At 68.6% G+C, this 19250-nt stretch carries 17 protein-coding genes; 13 read left to right on the top strand and 4 right to left on the bottom strand.

All coding sequences use genetic code 11. From position 1 onward, the window contains the following. Window positions 1-9 precede the first annotated feature (9 nt). The 4 genes from IM725_RS05515 to IM725_RS05500 all read left to right on the top strand — a co-directional run bounded on the left by IM725_RS05515 (window position 10) and on the right by IM725_RS05500 (window position 5136). Window positions 10-2079, top strand: coding sequence for a cytochrome c biogenesis protein ResB (locus IM725_RS05515; protein ID WP_193779579.1), 2070 nt, complete (start codon window positions 10-12; stop codon window positions 2077-2079). Then, the gene (ccsB, locus tag IM725_RS05510) at window positions 2076-3413 is read left to right on the top strand and encodes a c-type cytochrome biogenesis protein CcsB (RefSeq protein ID WP_193779574.1); all 1338 of its coding nucleotides are present in this window, start codon (window positions 2076-2078) and stop codon (window positions 3411-3413) included. Before IM725_RS05515 ends, ccsB begins: the two co-directional genes overlap by 4 nt. An 80-nt stretch (window positions 3414-3493) precedes the next feature. After that, entirely contained in the window at window positions 3494-4489 is a 996-nt protein-coding gene (gene msrP, locus IM725_RS05505) for a protein-methionine-sulfoxide reductase catalytic subunit MsrP (RefSeq protein WP_193779573.1), read from the top strand. Window positions 4490-4491: 2 nt separating this feature from the next. Next, a complete protein-coding gene (locus IM725_RS05500) occupies window positions 4492-5136 on the top strand; it encodes a protein-methionine-sulfoxide reductase heme-binding subunit MsrQ (RefSeq protein ID WP_193779572.1) in 645 nt (214 codons plus the stop codon). Window positions 5137-5142: 6 nt separating this feature from the next. On the opposite strand, the gene IM725_RS05495 is transcribed toward IM725_RS05500, so the two are convergent. The 3 genes from IM725_RS05495 to lptM are packed head-to-tail and all read right to left on the bottom strand — an operon-like array spanning window position 5143 to window position 7630. Beyond that, window positions 5143-6135, bottom strand: coding sequence for a phosphoribosyltransferase family protein (locus tag IM725_RS05495; protein WP_193779571.1), 993 nt, complete (start codon window positions 6133-6135; stop codon window positions 5143-5145). Further along, complete coding sequence (gene lysA / locus IM725_RS05490) at window positions 6132-7409, bottom strand: diaminopimelate decarboxylase (protein WP_193779570.1); 1278 nt, start codon at window positions 7407-7409, stop codon at window positions 6132-6134. Before lysA ends, IM725_RS05495 begins: the two co-directional genes overlap by 4 nt. Next, window positions 7406-7630: an LPS translocon maturation chaperone LptM gene (lptM, locus tag IM725_RS05485; RefSeq protein ID WP_227753599.1), complete on the bottom strand. Its 225-nt coding sequence runs from the start codon at window positions 7628-7630 to the stop codon at window positions 7406-7408. Before lptM ends, lysA begins: the two co-directional genes overlap by 4 nt. Window positions 7631-7737: 107 nt before the next feature. On the opposite strand from lptM, the gene cyaY reads away from it, so the two are divergent. Next, window positions 7738-8064, top strand: coding sequence for an iron donor protein CyaY (gene cyaY, locus IM725_RS05480; protein WP_193779569.1), 327 nt, complete (start codon window positions 7738-7740; stop codon window positions 8062-8064). A 12-nt stretch (window positions 8065-8076) separates the two neighbouring features. Here the strand turns inward: cyaY and IM725_RS05475 are convergent, their stop codons facing one another. Beyond that, entirely contained in the window at window positions 8077-10491 is a 2415-nt protein-coding gene (locus IM725_RS05475; RefSeq protein WP_193779568.1) for a penicillin-binding protein 1A, read from the bottom strand. A gap of 266 nt (window positions 10492-10757) precedes the next feature. Between IM725_RS05475 and IM725_RS05470 the strand changes: the two genes are divergently transcribed. The 8 genes from IM725_RS05470 to aroB are packed head-to-tail and all read left to right on the top strand — an operon-like array spanning window position 10758 to window position 19250. Then, entirely contained in the window at window positions 10758-11837 is a 1080-nt protein-coding gene (locus tag IM725_RS05470; RefSeq protein WP_193779567.1) for a pilus assembly protein PilM, read from the top strand. Beyond that, window positions 11834-12472, top strand: a complete 639-nt coding sequence (locus IM725_RS05465) for a PilN domain-containing protein (RefSeq protein WP_193779566.1) — start codon at window positions 11834-11836, stop codon at window positions 12470-12472. Before IM725_RS05470 ends, IM725_RS05465 begins: the two co-directional genes overlap by 4 nt. A gap of 2 nt (window positions 12473-12474) precedes the next feature. Continuing rightward, complete coding sequence (locus IM725_RS05460) at window positions 12475-13164, top strand: type IV pilus inner membrane component PilO (protein ID WP_193779565.1); 690 nt, start codon at window positions 12475-12477, stop codon at window positions 13162-13164. Next, the gene (locus IM725_RS05455; protein ID WP_193779564.1) at window positions 13161-13703 is read left to right on the top strand and encodes a pilus assembly protein PilP; all 543 of its coding nucleotides are present in this window, start codon (window positions 13161-13163) and stop codon (window positions 13701-13703) included. The genes IM725_RS05460 and IM725_RS05455 overlap by 4 nt, the downstream gene beginning before the upstream one ends. Beyond that, the gene (gene pilQ / locus IM725_RS05450) at window positions 13700-15832 is read left to right on the top strand and encodes a type IV pilus secretin PilQ (protein ID WP_193779563.1); all 2133 of its coding nucleotides are present in this window, start codon (window positions 13700-13702) and stop codon (window positions 15830-15832) included. Before IM725_RS05455 ends, pilQ begins: the two co-directional genes overlap by 4 nt. A 30-nt stretch (window positions 15833-15862) precedes the next feature. Next, entirely contained in the window at window positions 15863-17599 is a 1737-nt protein-coding gene (locus IM725_RS05445; RefSeq protein WP_193779562.1) for an Ig-like domain-containing protein, read from the top strand. A gap of 4 nt (window positions 17600-17603) precedes the next feature. Beyond that, window positions 17604-18128 carry a shikimate kinase gene (locus IM725_RS05440; protein WP_193779561.1) on the top strand — a complete coding sequence of 175 codons (525 nt, stop codon included), beginning with the start codon at window positions 17604-17606 and terminating at the stop codon, window positions 18126-18128. 9 nt (window positions 18129-18137) lie between these two features. Beyond that, window positions 18138-19250 carry a 3-dehydroquinate synthase gene (gene aroB / locus IM725_RS05435; RefSeq protein ID WP_193779560.1) on the top strand — a complete coding sequence of 371 codons (1113 nt, stop codon included), beginning with the start codon at window positions 18138-18140 and terminating at the stop codon, window positions 19248-19250.

Genomic DNA, 19250 nt, shown 5'->3' with positions numbered 1-19250 from the left:
TCCGAGCGCCTGCGCCGGGGCCTGGAGCTGCTGTCGTCCATGCGCTTCTCGATCTCCCTGCTGACGGTGATCTGCATCGCGTCGGTGATCGGGACGGTGCTCAAGCAGGGCGAGCCGCTGGTCAACTACGTGAACCAGTTCGGCCCCTTCTGGGCGCCGCTGTTCCTGAACCTCAAGCTCAACGCGGTCTACAGCGCGAGCTGGTTCCTGCTCATCCTGGCCTTCCTGGTGGTCAGCACCTCGCTGTGCATCGCCCGCAACACGCCCAAGATCCTGGCCGACCTCAAGGTCTACAAGGAGAACGTGCGCGAGCAGAGCCTGAAGGCCTTCCACCACCGCGCCGAGGCCGAGATCGGCGGCGAGGCGGGGGTGCGCGCGCGCGAGATCGGCGAGGCCCTCTCCGGCGGCGGCTGGAAGGTGCGGCTGCAGCAGCGCGAGAACGGCTGGATGGTGGCCGCCAAGCGCGGCGCCGCCAACAAGATCGGCTACATCGCGGCCCACAGCGCCATCGTCCTGATCTGCCTGGGCGGCCTGCTGGACGGCGACATGATCGTGCGGGCGCAGATGTGGATGGGGGGCAAGGTGCCCTTCACCGGCAACGGCACCATCGCCGACGTGCCCGCGTCCAGCCGGCTGGGGCCGGGCAACCCGACCTTCCGCGGCAACCTCCTGGTGGCCGAGGGCACGCAGTCGGGCACCGCCATCCTGAACCAGACCGACGGCATCCTGCTGCAGGAGCTGCCCTTCACCATCGAGCTGAAGAAGTTCATCGTGGGGTACTACTCCACCGGCATGCCCAAGCTCTTCGCCAGCGACATCGTGATCCACGACCGCGAGACGGGCCAGTCCGTGCCGGCACGGGTCGAGGTGAACCACCCGGTGAGCTGGCGCGGCATCGACATCTTCCAGTCCAGCTTCGACGACGGCGGCTCCAGCGTGACGTTGGACGCGGTGCCGGTCAACGGCGGCGAGCCCTTCGAGGTCAAGGGCACCATCGGCGGCAGCGCCCAGCTCACGCGCGGCAAGGGCACCCCGGCCGACAAGCTCACGCTGGAGTTCACCGGCCTGCGCGTGATCAACGTGGAGAACTTCGGCAACGACGGCAAGGGCGGGGTGGACGCGCGCAAGGTGGACCTGCGCGATGCGCTGGACGCCCGCCTGGGCGCCGGCAACAAGACGCAGAACAAGAAGGAACTGCGCAACGTGGGCCCCAGCATCAGCTACAAGCTGCGCGACGCGGCCGGCCAGGCGCGCGAGTTCAACAACTACATGCTGCCGGTGGACCTGGGCGACGGCGTGCCCGTGTTCCTGCTGGGCGAGCGCGACAACCCGGCCGATGGCTACCGCTTCCTGCGCATCCCGGCCGACGAGAACGGCAAGCTGGACGGCTTCGTGCGGGTGCGCCAGGCGCTGGCGGACCCGGCGCTGCGGGCCGAGGCGGTGAAGCGCTACGCGGCCAAGGTGACCGACCCGGCCCGGCCCGAACTGGCGCGCCAGCTGGCGGCCTCCACCGGTCGCGCGCTCGACATGTTCGCCGGGGCCGGCCCGGCGCCCAAGGGCAAGCCCGTCAGCGGCCTGCAGGCCATTTCGGACTTCATGGAGGCGACCTTGCCCGAAGCCGAGCGCCAGCGCGCCGGCGAGGTGCTGATCCGCATCCTGAACGGGGCGCTTTTCGAACTGACGCAGCTCAGCCGGGAACGCGCGGGCCTCGCGCCGCTCGAACCCAATGACAAGACCCAGGCCTTCATGACCCAGGCGGTGCTGGCCCTGAGCGACGCCCAGGCCTATCCGGAGCCGGTGGCCTTCGAGCTGAAGGACTTCCAGCAGGTGCAGGCCAGCGTGTTCCAGGTGACCCGCGGCCCCGGCCGCAACGTGGTCTACCTGGGCTGCGCCTTGCTGATCCTGGGTGTGTTTGCCATGCTGTACGTGCGCGAGCGCAGGCTCTGGTGCTGGGTTGCGCCCTCCGCCGGGGGCGCGGGCAGCCGCTGCACGATGGCGCTGTCGAGCAACCGCAAGACCCTGGACGCAGACCGGGAATTCGATGCGCTGAAGCAACAACTGCTGGGGATCAAGGAATGACGACCACCACCGTAAACGCCACCGCCACGCAAACCATCACCTTGCGGCCGCGGTCGCGCCGCAGTGCCTTCGACTGGCTGTTCGCGCTGCTCGTGGTGGCCGGCGGCCTGTTCGCCTTCACCCGCTACGCGGGCGCCATGGACGTCTACGAGAAAGGCATCCTGCTGGCCAGCATGCCGGCCGCGGTGGCCCTGGGCTGGTTCTGGGGCCCGCTGCGCGTTCTGATGATGGCCGTGGCCGGCTTCTCCCTGCTGGCCCTGGCCTCCTACCACGGCGACCTGGCCAACGCCGAGAAGGTGTTCTGGCTCAAGTACTTCCTGTCCAGCCAGTCGGCGATCCTGTGGATGAGCGTGCTGTTCTTCATGGGCACCGTCTTCTACTGGATCGGCATGTTCTCCACCGCGCAGGCGCCGGTGATGGAGCGGATCGCCTCGGGCATCGTCTGGACGGCCGTGGGCATGGCCCTGATCGGCACCATGGTGCGCTGGTACGAGAGCTACCTGGTGGGCGCCGACGTGGGCCACATCCCGGTCAGCAACCTGTACGAGGTCTTCGTGCTGTTCTGCTGGCTGACGGCGACCTTCTACCTCTACTTCGAGCAGCGCTACCAGACGCGGACGCTGGGCGCCTTCGTGATGCTGGCCGTCAGCGGGGCCGTCGGCTTCCTGCTCTGGTACACGGTGGTGCGCGACGCGCAGGAAATCCAGCCGCTGGTGCCCGCGCTCAAGAGCTGGTGGATGAAGCTGCACGTGCCGGCCAACTTCATCGGCTATGGCACCTTCTCGCTGGCCGCCATGGTGGCCTTCGCCTACCTGATCAAGATGCAGGCTGCCGAGACGCAATGGCGCCGCCTGACGCCGCTGTGGCTGCTGGGGATCGCGCTGTGCTTCGTGCCGGTGGCCTTCCGCCAGCGCGGCGTCGGCCAGGCCGGTGGCACGTACTGGGTGGTGTATGCGGTCATCGCCTCGCTCATCGCCGCCGGCATCCTGCTGGGGCGCCGGCGCATCGCCGCCCGCCTGCCCGCCCTCGAGGTGCTGGACGACGTGATGTACAAGGCCATCGCGGTCGGCTTCGCCTTCTTCACCATCGCCACGGTGCTGGGTGCGCTGTGGGCGGCCGAGGCCTGGGGCGGCTACTGGAGCTGGGACCCCAAGGAGACCTGGGCGCTGATCGTCTGGCTGAACTACGCCGCCTGGCTGCACATGCGCCTCATGAAGGGCCTGCGCGGCACGGTGTCCGCCTGGTGGGCACTGGCCGGCCTGGCCGTGACCACCTTCGCCTTCCTGGGCGTGAACATGTTCCTTTCCGGACTCCACAGCTACGGTACCTTGTGAGCCGCCTGCGCCGGGTGCGCATCCGTGCAAGACTTGCCTGCGTACTGTGATGAAGGGGCGTTCGCCCCAGGAGCAGCTTGATGATCATCCGAACCGGCAAAGACGGCTTCCAACACCCCCTGTCCAGCGAGATCACCCCGCAGGCGGTCTACCAGGGCCGTCGCGACCTGATGCGCCTGATGGCCACGGGCGTGGCCGGTGCCGCGCTGGCCAGCTGGGCCGGCCGCCAGGCCCTGGCCGCGGTGCCGCGTCCCGGCAAGCTGGCGGCCCTCCCGGGCGCGGCCTCCACCGTGCCGGGCGCGAACACCGTCGAGAAGCTCACCGAGTACAAGGACGCGACCAGCTACAACAACTTCTACGAGTTCGGCACCGACAAGGGTGACCCGGTGCAGAACGCGCACACGCTGAAGACCCGGCCGTGGACGGTCGAGGTCAGCGGCCTGGTGAAGAAGCCCATGAAGCTGGGCATCGAGGACCTGCTCAAGCTGGCCCCGATGGAGGAACGCATCTACCGCCTGCGCTGCGTCGAGGGCTGGTCCATGGTGATCCCCTGGGAAGGCTATTCGCTGTCCAAGCTGATCGACCGCGTCGAGCCCCTGGGCAGTGCCAAGTACGTCGAGTTCGTCTCGCTGGCCGACCCCAAGACCATGCCCTTCGTCGGCTCGCGCGTGCTGGACTGGCCCTATGTGGAGGGCCTGCGCATGGACGAGGCCATGCACCCGCTGGCCCTGCTCACCTTCGGCATGTACGGCGAGGTGCTGCCGAACCAGAACGGCGCGCCGGTGCGCATGGTGCTGCCCTGGAAGTACGGCTTCAAGAGCGCCAAGAGCATCGTGCAGATCCGCTTCACCGACCGCCAGCCCGGCACCGCCTGGAACAAGGCGGCCGCCAACGAATACGGCTTCTATTCCAATGTGAACCCCAACGTGGACCACCCGCGCTGGTCGCAGGCGACCGAGCGCCGCATCGGCGAGGACGGCCTGTTCGCCAAGCGCCGCAAGACGCTGATGTTCAACGGCTACGAAGCGCAGGTCGGCCAGCTGTACGCGGGCATGGACCTGAAGAAGAACTACTGAGCATGCGTGCCTGGCGCGCCCTGATGCACCCGGCCGCCAAGCCAGTGGTGTTCGCGGCCTCCCTGGTTCCCTTCGCTTGGCTGGTGTTCGGCGCCTTCGCGGACAAGCTGGGCGCCAACCCGGCCGAGTACCTGGAGCGCGCCACCGGCGACTGGACGCTGCGCTTCCTGTGCATCGCGCTGGCCATCACGCCGCTGCGGGTGGTGCTGGGCCAGCCCGGCCTGGCGCGCTTCCGCCGCATGACGGGGCTGTTCTGCTACTTCTACGTGCTGCTGCACCTGGCCTGCTACAGCGTCTTCGACATGGGGCTGGACTTCGGCGACATCGCCCACGACATCGCCAAGCGGCCCTTCATACTGGTGGGCTTCTCGGGCTTCGTGCTGCTCACGCCGCTGGCCCTGACTTCCTTCAACCGGGCGGTGAAGGCCCTGGGCGCGAGGCGCTGGCAGACGCTGCACAAGCTGGTGTACGCGGTCGCCGGCCTGGCGATCCTGCACTTCTTCTGGATGCGCGCCGGCAAGCACAACTTCGCCGAGGTCGCGGTGTACGCGGCCATCCTCGCGGTGCTCCTGGGCTGGCGCGTGGTGCAGGCGCTGCGCCGCCGCGCCGGGGCGGCACAGCCCGCGCGCGCCGCACGGCGGGCCTGAAGCGGCTCAGCCCCAGCGGACCGGGGCCACGGCGCCCAGGCGCAGCCGCTGGCGGCGGCCCCACCACACCACGTCCACCGTCGGGCAGGCGCGCGCGATCAGCGTGGCCTGGATCAGCTCGCTCTCCAGGAACACGCTGGCGCCCAGGCGCGTCAGCGCCGCCACCTTGTGCCCGACCACGCCCTCGGCGGAGTGGTCATGCTGCCCCGGGTCGCGGCAGTGCAGCGGGCAGCCGGCGAACCCATGGGCGTCCAGCCAGGCGCGCGTGGGCGCGTAGTCCATGGCCGGCCGGCCGGTGATGATGTGCGCGCGGGACCAGTCGATCTGCGGCAGGCGCTCGGCCGGGTAAGGCGCGAGGTCGTGGCGCAGGCGCAGGGCCAGCGGCAGGTCGCGCTGGTAGTGCGCCTTGCGCAGGTCGGGCAGCAGCACCCCGTCCATGTCCACGCCGAAGCAGTCGACCTCGCGCTCGGGCGGCGCCATGTCCACCTGCTCGCGCAGGCGGCGGGCCTCGGGCACGGTCTCGCGCCGGTCCCAGGCGAAGCGCACGAAGCCGGGGGCGGGATGGGCGAAGTCCGGCTGCACGGTGCTGCGTTCGCCATCGACGAAGAGCGCCAGCGTGAGCGCGGGCAGGTTCTGCGGCGCCAGGAAGTCGCGGATGCGCGAGAGCGTCAGGCCGCTGCTGACGATGTCGTCGACCACCAGCAGGCGCGTGCCGGGCGGCGGCGCCTCGCCCAGCCACTGCACCGCGCCGTTGTGGCGCTGGCAGCGCAAGAGGAACAGCTCGCGCCCCAGGCGCTGCGAAAGAATGGTGGCGGGCACGATGCCCGAGCGGGCCACGCCCGCCACGGCGTCGATGCGGTCCAGGGGCAGTTGCGGCTCCAGCGCGGCCAGCAGTTCCTCGACCTTGTCGTAGCCCACGTGCACCACGGGGCGGCTGCGGTCCAGGCCGGCCCAGGTGCGGGCCAGGGTCGCTTCGCGGTCCGCCCCGGTGGCGCTCATGGCAGCAGCCGCTCGCGCAGCATCAGGTCCTGCACGGACTCGCGCTCGCGGATCAGGGTGGCGCGGTCACCGTCCACCAGCACCTCGGCCGCGCGCGGCCGGGTGTTGTAGTTGCTGGCCATGCTCATGCAGTAGGCGCCGGCCGACATCACGGCCAGGTTGTCCCCGGCGGCGACCGCCAGCGCGCGGTCGCGGCCGATCCAGTCGCCGCTCTCGCACACCGGGCCCACCACGTCCCAGGTCTGCGCCGGGCCCTCGGCGGCCTGCAGCGGCTCGATGGCGTGGAAGGCCTGGTACATGGCCGGGCGCGGCAGGTCGTTCATGGCCGCGTCGACGATGCAGAAGTTCTTCTTTTCGCCGGGCTTGAGGTACAGCACCTCGGTCACGCAGGCGCCGGCGTTGCCCACCAGCGAGCGGCCGGGCTCGATCATCAGCGTCTTGCCGCCCATGCCGCGCGCGTCCACCTTGGCCAGCAGCTTGTGCCAGAGTTCGTCGGCCGCGGGCGGGGTGTCCTCGCCGTAGAGGATGCCCAGGCCGCCGCCGAAGTCGATGTGCGCGAGCGGCACGCCGGCCGCCTCGATGGCCTGCACCAGGTCCAGGATGCGGTCCATCGCGTCCAGGTAGGGCGACTCCTCGGTGATCTGCGAGCCGATGTGGCAGTCGATGCCCACCACGCGCAGGCCCGGCAGCGAGGCCGCGTGCCGGTACACGCGCACCGCGTCCTCATGGGCGACGCCGAACTTGTTGCCCTTCAGGCCGGTGGAGATGTAGGGGTGGGTCTTGGGGTCCACGTCGGGGTTGACGCGGATGCTCACCGGCGCCCGGACGCCGCCGGCCTCGGCGGTGGCGCTGAGCACCTCCAGTTCGGCCTCGCTCTCGACGTTGAAGCAGCCGATGCCGGCGTCCAGCGCGCGCCGCATCTCGGCGCGGGTCTTGCCGACGCCCGAGAAGATGATGCGGGACGGGTCGGCCCCGGCGGCCAGCGCACGCTCGAGTTCGCCGCCGGAGACGATGTCGAAGCCGCAGCCGGCCCGCGCGAAGAGCTGCAGGATGGCCAGCGAGGAGTTCGCCTTCATGGCGAAGCAGATGCGGGCGTTGCGGCCCGCGAAGCCGCGCTGGTAGGCGGCGAGCGCGTCCAGCATGGACGCCTTGGAGTAGACGAACAGGGGCGTGCCGTGCTCGCGCGCCAGGGCTGCCAGGGGCACGCCCTCGCAGTGCAGGGCGCCGTCCTCGCGGTGGAAGTGGGGTTGGCCGGGAAGGGGACGGACGCTCATGGCTGGGTCGGCTGCGCGGGGGCGCCGGCGGTGCTGGGGTTGGAGGCGGCGCGGAGGGGGTTCAGCACCTGGGGCAGCGTGGCGCGCTGGGCACTGGCCTCGCCGCTGGGAATGTAGAGCGGGCCACGCTGGCCGCAGGCACCCAGCAGGGCGCCCACGCACAGCAGCAGGCACAACCGTGCGACGCGGCGGCCGCGCAGGGTGGGGAATTCGGGAGGCATAAGGTTCGAAATTGTAGGGGCGGGCCCGCCTGGCCCTGGCGGTGCGGTCTTTGCCGCTCCACTACACTCCGGGGCCCAGGCCCGCAACGGGCTGCCCGAGCAACACGATGACCGATTCCGAGTTCATGGACCGCGCCGAGGCGCTGCTGGCGCGCATCGAGGCCCGCTGCGACGAGATCAACGACGAGACCGATGCGGACATCGACAACCAGCGCGTGGGCGGGATGATCACGCTGACCTTCCCCAAGGGCAGCCAGATCGTCGTCAACCTGCAGAAGCCGCTGCACGAGGTGTGGCTGGCGGCGCGGGCCGGCGGCTTCCACTACCGCTTCGACGGCAGCGCCTGGCGCGACACCAAGGGCCCCGGCGAGTTCTTCGAGGAACTGAGCGCCCAGGCCAGCGCCCAGGCCGGCCTGCAGCTTCGCTTCGCCTGAGGCGCCTGCCCCTCAGTTCCTGAACAGGTCGAGGATGCTCTTGCGCTCCTCGACCGGGGCCGCCGGCGCCCGGGCGGGTGCCGTGGCGTCGCCGCCGGCCGGCGCGGCGGGCGCCGCGGCCGCATCGCTCGCACCGCCCAGGCTGGCCACGCCGCCGCCGCGCGCGTACTCGTCGTAGTACCACTCGCCGTTGACGTTCACCACGCCTTCGGGCGGGGTCGGCTCCATCACGGGCACGCCCTTGAGCGCGGTCTGCATGAAGTCGATCCACACCGGCAGGCTGAGGCCGCCGCCGGTTTCACGGTCGCCCAGGGAGCGCGGCTGGTCGTAACCCATCCAGACGATGGCCACCAGGCTGGGCTGGAAGCCGTTGAACCAGGTGTCGATGGAGTCGTTGGTGGTGCCCGTCTTGCCGTACAGGTCGGGCCGCTTGAGCATGGCCTGCGCCCGCGCCGCCGTGCCCGAGCGCGCCACCTCCTGCAGCAGGCGCTCCATGATGAAGGCGTTGCGGGCGTCGATGGCGCGCACCGACTCGTTGGGCAGGGGCGGCTGGCTTTCCACCAGCACCTTGCCCTTCTGGTCGGTGATGCGGCTGATCAGCCAGGGGTTGACGCGGAAGCCGCCGTTGGCGAAGACCGAGTAGCCCATCGCCATCTGCATGGGCGTGACCGAGCCGGCGCCCAGGGCCATGGTGAGGTAGGGCGGGTGCTTCTCGGGGTCGAAGCCGAAGCGCGAGATCCATTCCTGCGCCGTCTGGGTGCCCACGGCCTGCAGGATGCGGATGGACACCATGTTCTTGGACTTCGCCAGCGCGGTGTGCAGCGGCATCGGGCCCTCGAACTTGCCGTCGTAGTTCTTGGGCTCCCAGGGCTGGCCGCCGGTGACGCCGGCGTCGAAGAACAGCGGCGCGTCGTTGACGATGGTGGTGGGCGTGAAGCCCTTCTCCAGCGCCGCCGAGTAGATGAAGGGCTTGAAGCCGGAGCCCGGCTGGCGCCAGGCCTGGGTGACGTGGTTGAACTTGTTCTTGTTGAAGTCGAAACCGCCGACCAGGGCGTGGATCGCGCCGTCGCGCGGGTCCGCGGCGACGAAGGCGCCCTCGACCTCGGGCAGCTGGGTGATCTCCCAGGTGTTCTTGGGCGTCTTCATCACCCGGATCACGGCGCCGGGACGGATCTTCACCTTGGGCTGGGCCTTGTCCAGCAGGCCGGACTGGGCCGGGCGCAGCCCTTCGCCGACGATTTCCAGGCGCTCGCCGCCCTGGCGCTCCGCCACGATCTTCTTGGGCGAGGCCTCCAGCACCACGGCCGACATCACGTCGCCGTTGTCGGGGTGGTCGCCCAGCGCGTCGTCGATCGCCTCCTCGCGGTCCTTGGCGGCGGCCGGCAGCTCGATGAACTCCTCCGGGCCGCGGTAGATCTGCCGCTTCTCGTAGTCCATGATGCCCTTGCGCAGGGCCTTGTACGCGGCCTCCTGCTGCACGGCATTGAGGGTGGTGTAGACGTTCAGCCCGCGGGTGTACGCATCGTCGCCGTACTGGGCGAACACCAGCTGGCGCACCATCTCGGCCACGTAGTCGGCATGCGCCCGGGTGTCGTCGGCGGCCGAGCGGATGTGGAGTTCCTGCTGCTTCGCCGCCGCGGCCTGCGCCGCGCTGATGAAGTGGTTCTCCTCCATGCGGTCGATGATGTACTGCTGGCGGGTGCGCGCCCGTTCGGGGTTGCTGATGGGGTTGTAGGCCGAGGGGGCCTTGGGCAGCCCGGCCAGCATCGCCGCCTCGGCGACGGTGAGCTCCTTCATGGGCTTGCCGAAATAGGTCTCCGAGGCCGCCGCGAACCCGTAGGCCCGGTTGCCCAGGTAGATCTGGTTCATGTAGATCTCGAGGATCTGGTCCTTGCTGAGCGTGTGCTCCAGCTTGAAGGTCAGCAGCACCTCGTAGAGCTTGCGGGTGAATGTCTTCTCGGAAGAGAGGTAGACGTTGCGGGCCACCTGCATGGTGATGGTGGAGGCGCCCTGGCTCTTGGCCCGGCCCAGGTTGGCGATGGCCGCGCGCAGCATGCCGATGTAGTCCACGCCGCCGTGCGAATAGAAGCGCGCGTCCTCGATGGCCAGCACGGCGTTCTTCATCACCTGCGGGATTTCGGCGATCGGGGTCAGGCTGCGCCGCTCTTCGCCGAATTCGCCGATCAGCACGCCGTCCGACGAGTAGACCCGCAGCGGCAGCTTGGGCCGGTAGTCCTGCAGGTCGGACACGTCGGGCAGGTTGGGATAGGCGACGGACAGGGCGACCGCCACCACGATGAGCACGGAGACAGTACCGGCCAGGCCGATGCCGACCAGCCAGAGGAAGGCTCGGCCGAGCAGGGACCGGGGGCGCCGCGGCGAGGGGGGCGGCGGCGCTGCGCGGCCGGATTCTTGGTCGGGGGGCATAGGCTTCGAGTTGCGTCCGGACGACATTATCGAGATTCAGTCACATCCGGACACGGCCAATTCCGGGCTGGCTCTGGCGTCCTCCTGTCGGATGGATGAGGATGTGACCGGTTCACAGTATGGCAGGACAGCTCGTCGGTTTTTGGCAACGGGACGTAGGGGCTAAACCTGAAAAATCCTTTTCCGATAAGGACCTTACTGCTAGCATTGAAGTGAAATCTTAAGTTTGTTACGCCTTGAAATAAAGGCGTTCCAGGAGACTCAACTTGATCGCTCTGGGGTCGCTATTCAGCCGTCAACCGGCGCCGCTGCTGGGCTTGGACATCAGCTCATCCAGCGTGAAGCTGGTCGAGCTCAGCCGCGACAAGGAGGGGAACCTGGTCCTCGAACGCTGCGCCATCGAGCCCCTGGAGCGCGGCTGGATCACCGACGGCAACGTCGAGAAGTTCGACGAGGTGGCCGAGGCCATGCGCCGCGTGGTCAAGAAAAGCGGCACCCGCACCCGCAACGTGGCCATGGCGCTGCCCCCGTCGTCCGTCATCACCAAGAAGATCATCCTGCCCGGTGGCCTCAGCGAGCAGGAACTGGAAGTCCAGGTCGAGGCCGAGGCCAACCAGTACATCCCGTTCTCGCTCGATGAGGTGAGCCTGGATTTCTGCGTCATCGGGCCCAGCAGCAACTCGGCCGGCGACGTCGAGGTGCTGATCGCCGCCTCCCGCAAGGAAAAGGTCCAGGACCGCCAGGGCCTGGCCGAGGCCGCGGGCCTGAAGCCGGTAGTGCTGGACGTGGAGTCCTATGCCTCCCGACTGGCGGCCGGCCGCCTGATCCGCTCGCTGCCCAGCGAGGGCAAGGACACCATGGTGGCCCTGTTCGAGGTCGGCGCCTTCACCACCAGCATGCAGGTCATCCGCAACGACGAGGTCCTGTACGACCGCGACCAGGCCTTCGGCGGCGCCCAGCTCACCCAGCTCATCGTGCGCCAGTACGGCTTCTCCCCCGAGGAGGCCGAAGCCAAGAAGCGCAGCGGCGACCTGCCCGAGGACTACGCCGCCGGCGTGCTCAAGCCCTTCGTGGACAGCCTGGCCCAGGAAGTGGCGCGCGCGCTCCAGTTCTTCTTCACCAGCACCCCGCACAACCGCGTCGACCACATCATGCTGGCCGGCGGCTCGGCCGCGCTGCCGGGCCTGTCCGAAGCCGTCACCGCGCAGACCTCCTTCCCCTGCAGCCTGGCCAACCCCTTCGAGGGCATGCACGTGGGCGAGGGCGTGCGCGAGAAGAAGATGCGGCGCGAGGCCCCGTCGTACCTCACGTCCTGCGGCCTCGCGATGCGGAGGTTCCCCCAGTGATCCTGATCAACCTCCTGCCCCACCGCGAGGCGGCGCGCAAGCGCCGGCGCGAGACCTTCTACGCCATGCTGGGCGCCTCGGCGCTGGCGGGCGGCGTGATGGCCGGCCTGATCTACGTCTGGTACGCCGCCCAGATCTCCACCCAGCAGGCCACCAACCAGATGCTGCAGACCGAGATCAAGCGCCTGGACGAGCAGATCAAGGACATCGCCAACCTGCAGTCCGAGATTGCCGCGCTGCGGGCCCGCCAGCAGGCGGTGGAAGACCTGCAGTCCGACCGCAACATGCCGGTCCACCTGCTCAACGAGATGGTCGCCGAGCTGCCCGACGGCGTCTACATCACCAGCATGAAGCAGGACAACCAGACCGTGACCATCATCGGCACCGCGCAGTCCAACGAGCGCGTCTCCGAGCTTCTGCGCAACCTGGGCGGCCGCAGCCCCTGGCTGACCAAGCCCGAACTGGTCGAGATCACCGCGTCCACCGTCAACCTCGCGCCGCGCGACCAGCGCCGCGTCTCGAACTTCACCTTGAAGGCCCGGCTGCTTCGCACCGCCGAGGCCCAGAAGGCGGCCAGCGGCGCCAGCGGCGCGGCCGCCGCCGCCTCCGGTGCCTCCGCACCGGCCAGGAGCTGACCATGGCGACCACCACCAAGAAGGCGCCCGCCGTCGACCTCAAGGCCCTGCAGGCCTCGGTGTCGTCGCAGTTCCGCGGCCTGGACCCCAACGACCCCTCGAGCTGGCCGCTGCTGCCGCGCTCCCTGCTCTTCGTCGCCGTGATGGCGCTGATCGTGGTGGCGCTCTGGTTCGTCTGGCTCAGCAGTTCCGACGACGAGCTGGAGGTCGAGCGCAAGAAGGAGCTCAGCCTGCGCGACGACTTCAAGTCCAAGCTCGGGCAGGCGGTCAACCTGGAGGCGCTGCGCAAGCAGCGCGAGCAGGTGCAGCAGTACGTCACCCAGCTCGAGAAGCAGCTGCCCAGCAAGGCCGAGATGGACGCCCTGCTGTCCGACATCAACCAGGCCGGCCTGGGCCGCAGCCTCAGCTTCGAGCTCTTCCGTCCTGGCCAGGTCAGCGTCAAGGATTACTACGCCGAGCTTCCCATCACTCTGCGCGTCACCGGCCGCTACCACGACATCGGCGCGTTCGCGTCGGACATCGCCAACCTCTCGCGCATCGTCACGCTGAACAACCTGGCGGTGACGCCGTCCACGGCCAAGGACGGCAGTTTGGCCATGGAGGCCACAGCCAAGACCTTCCGCTACCTGGACGCGGACGAAGTCGCCGCCCAGCGCAAGGCCACCGAGAAGAAGGCGCCGGCCAAGAAATGAACGCCCACCGCACACTCGCCCTCGTGCTCGCCGCCGCGGCCCTGGCCGGCTGCGGCTCCTCGCAGCAGGACGAACTGCGCCAGTGGATGGCCGCCCAGCGCCAGTCCACCAAGCCCAGCGTCAAGCCCATCCCCGAGCCCAAGAAATACGTTCCCGAGCCCTACACCGAAGAGTCGGCCACCGACCCCTTCAGCAACCTCAAGCTGACCCAGGCGCTCAAGCGCGAGTCGACCCAGTCCACCTCCAGCGCGGCCCTGGTCGCGCCCGAACTGGCACGCCGCAAGGAGCCGCTGGAGGCCTACCCGCTGGACGCGATGACCATGGTCGGTTCGCTGATCAAGCAGGGCTCGCCGGTGGCCCTGGTGCGGGTCGACAACCTGATCTACCAGGTGCGCCCGGGCAACTACCTGGGCCAGAACTACGGAAAGATCACCAAGGTGAGCGAGACGGAGGTGAGCCTGCGCGAGATCGTGCAGGACGCCTCGGGCGAGTGGATTGAACGCCCGGCGACGCTGCAACTGCAAGAGAGGTCCAAATGAAGAAGAACCTGATCGCCGGACGCTGCGGCCGGGCCCTGGTGGGAGCCGTGCTGGCGCTCGCCTCCCTGGCGGCATCGGCCGAGGCTGTCGTCCAGTCCGTGAGCAGCACGGTGCAAGGCGGCGCGGAAGTCGTCCGCATCGAATTCTCGGAACCGCTGAAGGCCGTGCCCGCGGGCTTCGCCATCCAGGCCCCGGCGCGTGTCGCGCTGGACATCCCCAACGCCGGCAACGGCATGGGCCGCAACACGGTGGAGATCAACCAGGGCAACGTGCGCTCGGTCAACGTCGTGCAATCGGGTGACCGCACGCGCGTGGTGCTGAACCTGAACGCTCCGGCGGCCTACAAGGCCCAACTGCAGGACAAGGCCCTGCTGGTGGTCTTCGAGCCCACCGCGGTCGCCAGCCCCAGGCCTGGCGCCCAGCCCATGTTCGCGGAAAGCCGCAACACCGACATGCTGCCGCTGCGCGACCTCGACTTCCGCCGCGGCGCGGACAGCGCCGGCCGCGTGGTCGTCTCGCTGCCGAACAGCCAGGTCGGCGTGGACATCCGCCAGCAGGGCCAGAACCTGGTGGTCGATTTCCTGAAATCCTCACTGCCCGAGGGCCTGCGCCGCAAGCTGGACGTCTCGGACTTCGGCACCCCCGTCCAGATGGTGACCACCACCCAGGTCGGCGACCGCGTGCGCATGGTCATCGAGCCCAAGGGCGCCTGGGAGCACAGCGCCTACCAGAGCGACAACCAGTTCGTGGTCGAGGTCCGCCAGGTCAAGGCCGATCCCTCCAAGCTGACCGCGGGCCCCGGCTTCGCGGGTGAGAAGCTCTCGCTGAACTTCCAGAACATCGAAGTGCGCGCGCTGCTGCAGGTCATCGCCGACTTCACCAACTTCAACGTGGTCACCTCCGACTCCGTCACGGGTGCGGTCACCCTGCGCCTGAAGGATGTGCCCTGGGACCAGGCCCTGGACATCGTGCTGCAGGCCAAGGGCCTGGGCATGCGCAAGACCGGCAACGTGCTGTGGATCGCCCCCAAGGAGGAGATCGCCGCCAAGGAGAAGCTGGAGCTCGAATCGCGCGCCACCATCCAGTCGCTGGAGCCGGTGCGCACCCAGTCCTTCCAGCTCAATTACAGCAAGGCGGCCGACATCGCCGCCCAGCTGACCGGCGGCGCCGGGACGCCCGGCGTGGTCAGCGCGCGGCTGCTGACCGCTCGCGGCAGCGTGATCCCCGAGGCCCGCACCAACCAGCTCTTCGTCACCGACATCCCCTCCAAGCTGGAGCAGGTGCAGGACCTGATCACCAAGCTGGACATCCCGCAGCGCCAGGTGCTGATCGAGGCCCGCATCGTCGAGGCGTCCGACACCTTCGGCCGCTCGCTGGGCGTGCGCCTGGGTGGCAGCGACCAGCGCGGCATCAACGGCGGCGACCCCGGCTATTCCGTGGGCAACGGCAACCGCGTGGCCCTGGGCGGCTCCTACGACGCCGTCTCTTCGACCACCCGCGAGCAGAACCTGCCGCTGAACTCTTCCAACACCAGCTTCATCAACCTGCCGGCGCTGGCGCAGTCCGGCTACACGCCGGGCACCTTCGCGATCTCCCTGTTCAACGCGGCGGCCAACCGCTTCCTGAACCTGGAGCTGTCGGCGATGGAAGCCGACGGCAAGGGCAAGCTGGTCTCCAGCCCGCGCCTGGTGACTGCCGACAAGACCAAGGCGCTGATCGAGCAGGGCACGGAATTCCCGTACCAGCAGGCGACCTCCAGCGGGGCCACCTCGGTGTCCTTCCGCAAGGCGGCGCTCAAGCTCGAGGTCACGCCCCAGATCACGCCCGAGGGCAACATTATCCTGGACCTGGACATCAACAAGGACAGCCGCGGCGAGACCACGGCCGCGGGCGTCGCCATCGACACCAAGCACATCAAGACGCAGGTGCTGGTGGAGAACGGCGGCACCGTGGTGATCGGTGGCATCTTCACCCTCGAGGAACAGGACAGCGAAGGCAAGGTGCCCCTGCTGGGCGACATCCCCGCCCTGGGCAACCTGTTCAAGACGCGCACCCGCACCTCCAACAAAAAGGAGATGCTGGTGTTCATCACGCCGAAGATGATTTCCGACAAGGCAGCAGCTCGCTGACCCAGCAGTACACAGAGAGGACAAAGACCCATGATCAAGATGTTGAGGCTGTTCGCCGGCCTGGCGCTCGTCGCGACGCTGGCCGCGTGCGGCGGGGGCGGGGGCAGTGCCGGGACCACGGCCGGCTCCGGCGGCACCACCGGCACGACCGGCACGGGGGGAACCACCACCACGGCCAACCCCACGACCCAGGTCACCAACTTCGTCATGCTGCTGGACAAGTCCACGCTGCTGAACGCCGGCACGGCGACGGCCAAGCTGACGGTGCTGGCGGTGAATGCGCAGAACAACATCGTGCCGGGCGCCACGGTCTCGGTCTCGACCGATGCCAACAGTATTTACACCCCCGGCGGCACGGTGACCGACGCCAACGGGCTGTACACCGGCACCGTCGGCTTCGGCGCGGACAAGTCGGATCGCACCATCACCATCACGACGACCGTGAATGGGCTGGTAAAGAAGATCACCTTGCAGGTGAGCGGGTCGCAACTCGCGTTGGTGACCAACCCCAGCTTGCCCTCGACGAATCAATCAGGCACGTTTACTGCCCGGCTGACCGATGCGTCGACCCAGCCGATCGCGGGCGTTACGCTCACTATCACCAGCGACATTGCCACTCTTAATGGCAAAACGGCCACCACGGATTCGAATGGCAATATCTCGGTGAACTTCACCGCCCCCGGTACGGCGGGCGGATCTTCGATCACGGTCGCGGGCAACGGCATCAGCAGTACGCTGGGCCTGCAGGTTGGCACGACCGTCGCGTCCGTGGCCCTGCCGACCAACGCCACGCCTTCGCTGTCCGCCTTGCCTAACGTGGTGGCGCCGAATGTCTCGGGCTCGACGAGCAGTCAAAGCCAGCTCAAGTTCCTGTTCCTCGACAGCAATAACCAGCCTGTGCAGAACGTGCGCGTGCGCTTCGATATCACCAGCACCGGTCTGGGTTCGACGGATTCGTCTATCAGTAGCGGGACGAATACCGTGTACACCACCTCCGCTGGCGTGGCGACGGCGAACTTCATTCCCGGTACCACCAGCAGTCCTAACGATGGCGTTCACATCCGCGCTTGCTACAGCGGCTCTGATTTCGCAAGCACCACCGATTGCCCGCAGTCCGTCGCAGTGAACCTGACCGTAGCACAGCAAGCCCTGGCGATCTCGATCGGCGACGACAACCTGCTGCAGCGTGGCACTGGCACCTACATCAAGCAGTTCACGATCACGGTGGCCGACTCCGCCGGCCGCGCAGTCCCCAATGCACCGGTGAGCATCTCTGTGGACATCCCGTACTACGGTAAAGGTCTGTACACCCAGACTCCGACCTTCCCGCTGCTGATCCAACCTGTCGGCAGCAATACGAGTATTCCGAATGCCACGACAGCCCCGTCGGTCTACGGCAACCGCATCTCATGCATCAACGAAGACTTGAACCGCAATGGCTTCGCTGACCCGTTCGAGAACATCGACGGCAGCGTCGACAGTTCCGGCCAGCCCACACTGCAACCTCGCCAGTCGGACATCCTGATTTCTTACGTGGACCCCAACGTCACCACTACTGACGCGAACGGCCTGCTGTTGATCAAGGTGGAGTATTCCCAGCAGGTCGCGACCTGGCTGGAGTACCACGTGCGGGCCAGCACCAGCGTCTCCGGTTCGCAGGGCACGGCCGAGCGGGCGTTCATCACCACCTTCATCAAGGGCGACGAAGTCAACGGCTCGTTCCTCACACCGCCGTACGGCATCAACTCGTGCTCGACGCCCAACTGACCCCGTGCGCCTGATCCTCGTCGGCTTGCCCGGGTCGGGCAAGTCCACGGTCGGGCGCCAGCTGGCCCGGCGGCTGGACTTGCCCTTCGTCGACAGCGACCATGAAATCGAGCAGCGCATCGGCTGCTCGATTTCTTCGTTTTTCGAGCGCGAGGGCGAGCCGGCCTTCCGCGACCTCGAGGAGCGGGTGATCGCCGAGCTCGTGCAGCGCGACGGCGTGCTGGCCACCGGGGGCGGTGCCGTGCTGCGGCCGGCCAACCGCCAGCACGTGCGCGAGGGCGGCTACGTGATCTACCTGCGCTCCACGCCCGAGGACGTGTGGCGGCGCCTGCGCAACGACCGCAAGCGCCCGCTGCTGCAGGTCGAGGACCCGCTGGCGCGCCTGCGCAGCCTCTACGAGCAACGCGACCCGCTCTACCGCGAGACCGCGCACTTCACCCTGGAGACGGGCCGCCCGTCGGTGACCACCCTGGTCAACCGACTGGTCATGCAGCTGGAGCTGTCCGGGCAGGTCCCCCCGCGCCCTTAAACTCGGGGCATGCCCGAGACCGCGCCAGCCGTACCCGTCATCGAAGTTCCCATCGCGCTCGGTGAGCGCAGCTATGGCATCTCCATCGGCTGCGGCCTGCTGGAGGGCGCCTCGGACTGGCCGGGCGTGCCGGCCTCGACGCAGGCGCTGATCGTCACGAACACCACCGTGGGCCCGCTGTACGCGGCCCGCCTGAAGGCCGCGCTGCAGCGCCGCCATCCAACGGTGCATGTGATCGAGCTGCCGGACGGCGAGGCCTTCAAGGACTGGCCCACGCTGAACCTCGTCTTCGACCGCCTGCTGGGCGATGCCTGCGACCGCAAGACCGTGCTCTACGCCCTGGGCGGCGGCGTGGTCGGCGACATGACCGGCTTTGCCGCCGCCGCCTACATGCGCGGCGTGCCCTTCGTGCAGGTGCCCACCACGCTGCTCGCGCAGGTGGATTCCTCGGTGGGCGGCAAGACCGCGATCAACCATCCGCTGGGCAAGAACATGATCGGGGCCTTCTACCAGCCCCGCCGCGTGGTCTGCGACCTGGACACCCTCACCACCCTGCCCGCGCGCGAGCTGTCGGCCGGCCTGGCGGAGGTCATCAAGTACGGCCCCATCGCCGACCTGGAATTCCTGGGCTGGCTGGAGGCGCACATGGACGGCCTCATGGCGCGCGACACCGCGCTGCTGGCGCAGGCCGTGCGGCGCAGCTGCGAGATCAAGGCCGCCGTGGTCGGCCAGGACGAGCGCGAGTCCGGCCTGCGCGCCATCCTCAACTTCGGCCACACCTTCGGCCATGCGATCGAGGCGGGGCTGGGCTACGGCGAGTGGCTGCACGGCGAGGCCGTGGGCTGCGGCATGGTGATGGCGCTGTCGCTGTCGCGCCGGCTGGGCGGCATCGACGCCGGCTTCGAATCGCGCGTGAAGGCCCTGATCCAGCGTGCCGGCCTGCCGGTGGTGGGCCCCGCACTGGGCGCGTCCCGCTACCTGGAGCTCATGCGCGTGGACAAGAAGGCTGAGGCTGGCGAGATCCGCTTCGTGGTGATCGACCGGCCTGGCAGCGCAGCCCTGCGCGGCGCCCCCGATGCCCTGGTGCGCGAGGTGATCGAGGACGCCTGCAGGCCCGGCTGA

The sequence above is a fragment of the Ramlibacter aquaticus genome (genome assembly GCF_015159745.1).
Taxonomy (GTDB): domain Bacteria; phylum Pseudomonadota; class Gammaproteobacteria; order Burkholderiales; family Burkholderiaceae_C; genus Ramlibacter; species Ramlibacter aquaticus.
The sequence above is the reverse complement of the archived record's forward strand: the minus strand, read 5'-3'. Positions and strand labels throughout refer to the sequence as shown.

What these genes read in the sequence shown, in the direction of transcription:
- ccsB (WP_193779574.1), top strand. Translation starts at nt 2,076, where the DNA reads ATGACGACCACCACCGTAAACGCCACCGCCACGCAAACCATCACCTTG.
- msrP (WP_193779573.1), top strand. Translation starts at nt 3,494, where the DNA reads ATGATCATCCGAACCGGCAAAGACGGCTTCCAACACCCCCTGTCCAGC.
- IM725_RS05500 (WP_193779572.1), top strand. Translation starts at nt 4,492, where the DNA reads ATGCGTGCCTGGCGCGCCCTGATGCACCCGGCCGCCAAGCCAGTGGTG.
- IM725_RS05495 (WP_193779571.1), bottom strand. Translation starts at nt 6,135, where the DNA reads ATGAGCGCCACCGGGGCGGACCGCGAAGCGACCCTGGCCCGCACCTGG.
- lysA (WP_193779570.1), bottom strand. Translation starts at nt 7,409, where the DNA reads ATGAGCGTCCGTCCCCTTCCCGGCCAACCCCACTTCCACCGCGAGGAC.
- lptM (WP_227753599.1), bottom strand. Translation starts at nt 7,630, where the DNA reads ATGCCTCCCGAATTCCCCACCCTGCGCGGCCGCCGCGTCGCACGGTTG.
- cyaY (WP_193779569.1), top strand. Translation starts at nt 7,738, where the DNA reads ATGACCGATTCCGAGTTCATGGACCGCGCCGAGGCGCTGCTGGCGCGC.
- IM725_RS05475 (WP_193779568.1), bottom strand. Translation starts at nt 10,491, where the DNA reads ATGCCCCCCGACCAAGAATCCGGCCGCGCAGCGCCGCCGCCCCCCTCG.
- IM725_RS05460 (WP_193779565.1), top strand. Translation starts at nt 12,475, where the DNA reads ATGGCGACCACCACCAAGAAGGCGCCCGCCGTCGACCTCAAGGCCCTG.
- IM725_RS05455 (WP_193779564.1), top strand. Translation starts at nt 13,161, where the DNA reads ATGAACGCCCACCGCACACTCGCCCTCGTGCTCGCCGCCGCGGCCCTG.
- pilQ (WP_193779563.1), top strand. Translation starts at nt 13,700, where the DNA reads ATGAAGAAGAACCTGATCGCCGGACGCTGCGGCCGGGCCCTGGTGGGA.
- IM725_RS05445 (WP_193779562.1), top strand. Translation starts at nt 15,863, where the DNA reads ATGATCAAGATGTTGAGGCTGTTCGCCGGCCTGGCGCTCGTCGCGACG.
- aroB (WP_193779560.1), top strand. Translation starts at nt 18,138, where the DNA reads ATGCCCGAGACCGCGCCAGCCGTACCCGTCATCGAAGTTCCCATCGCG.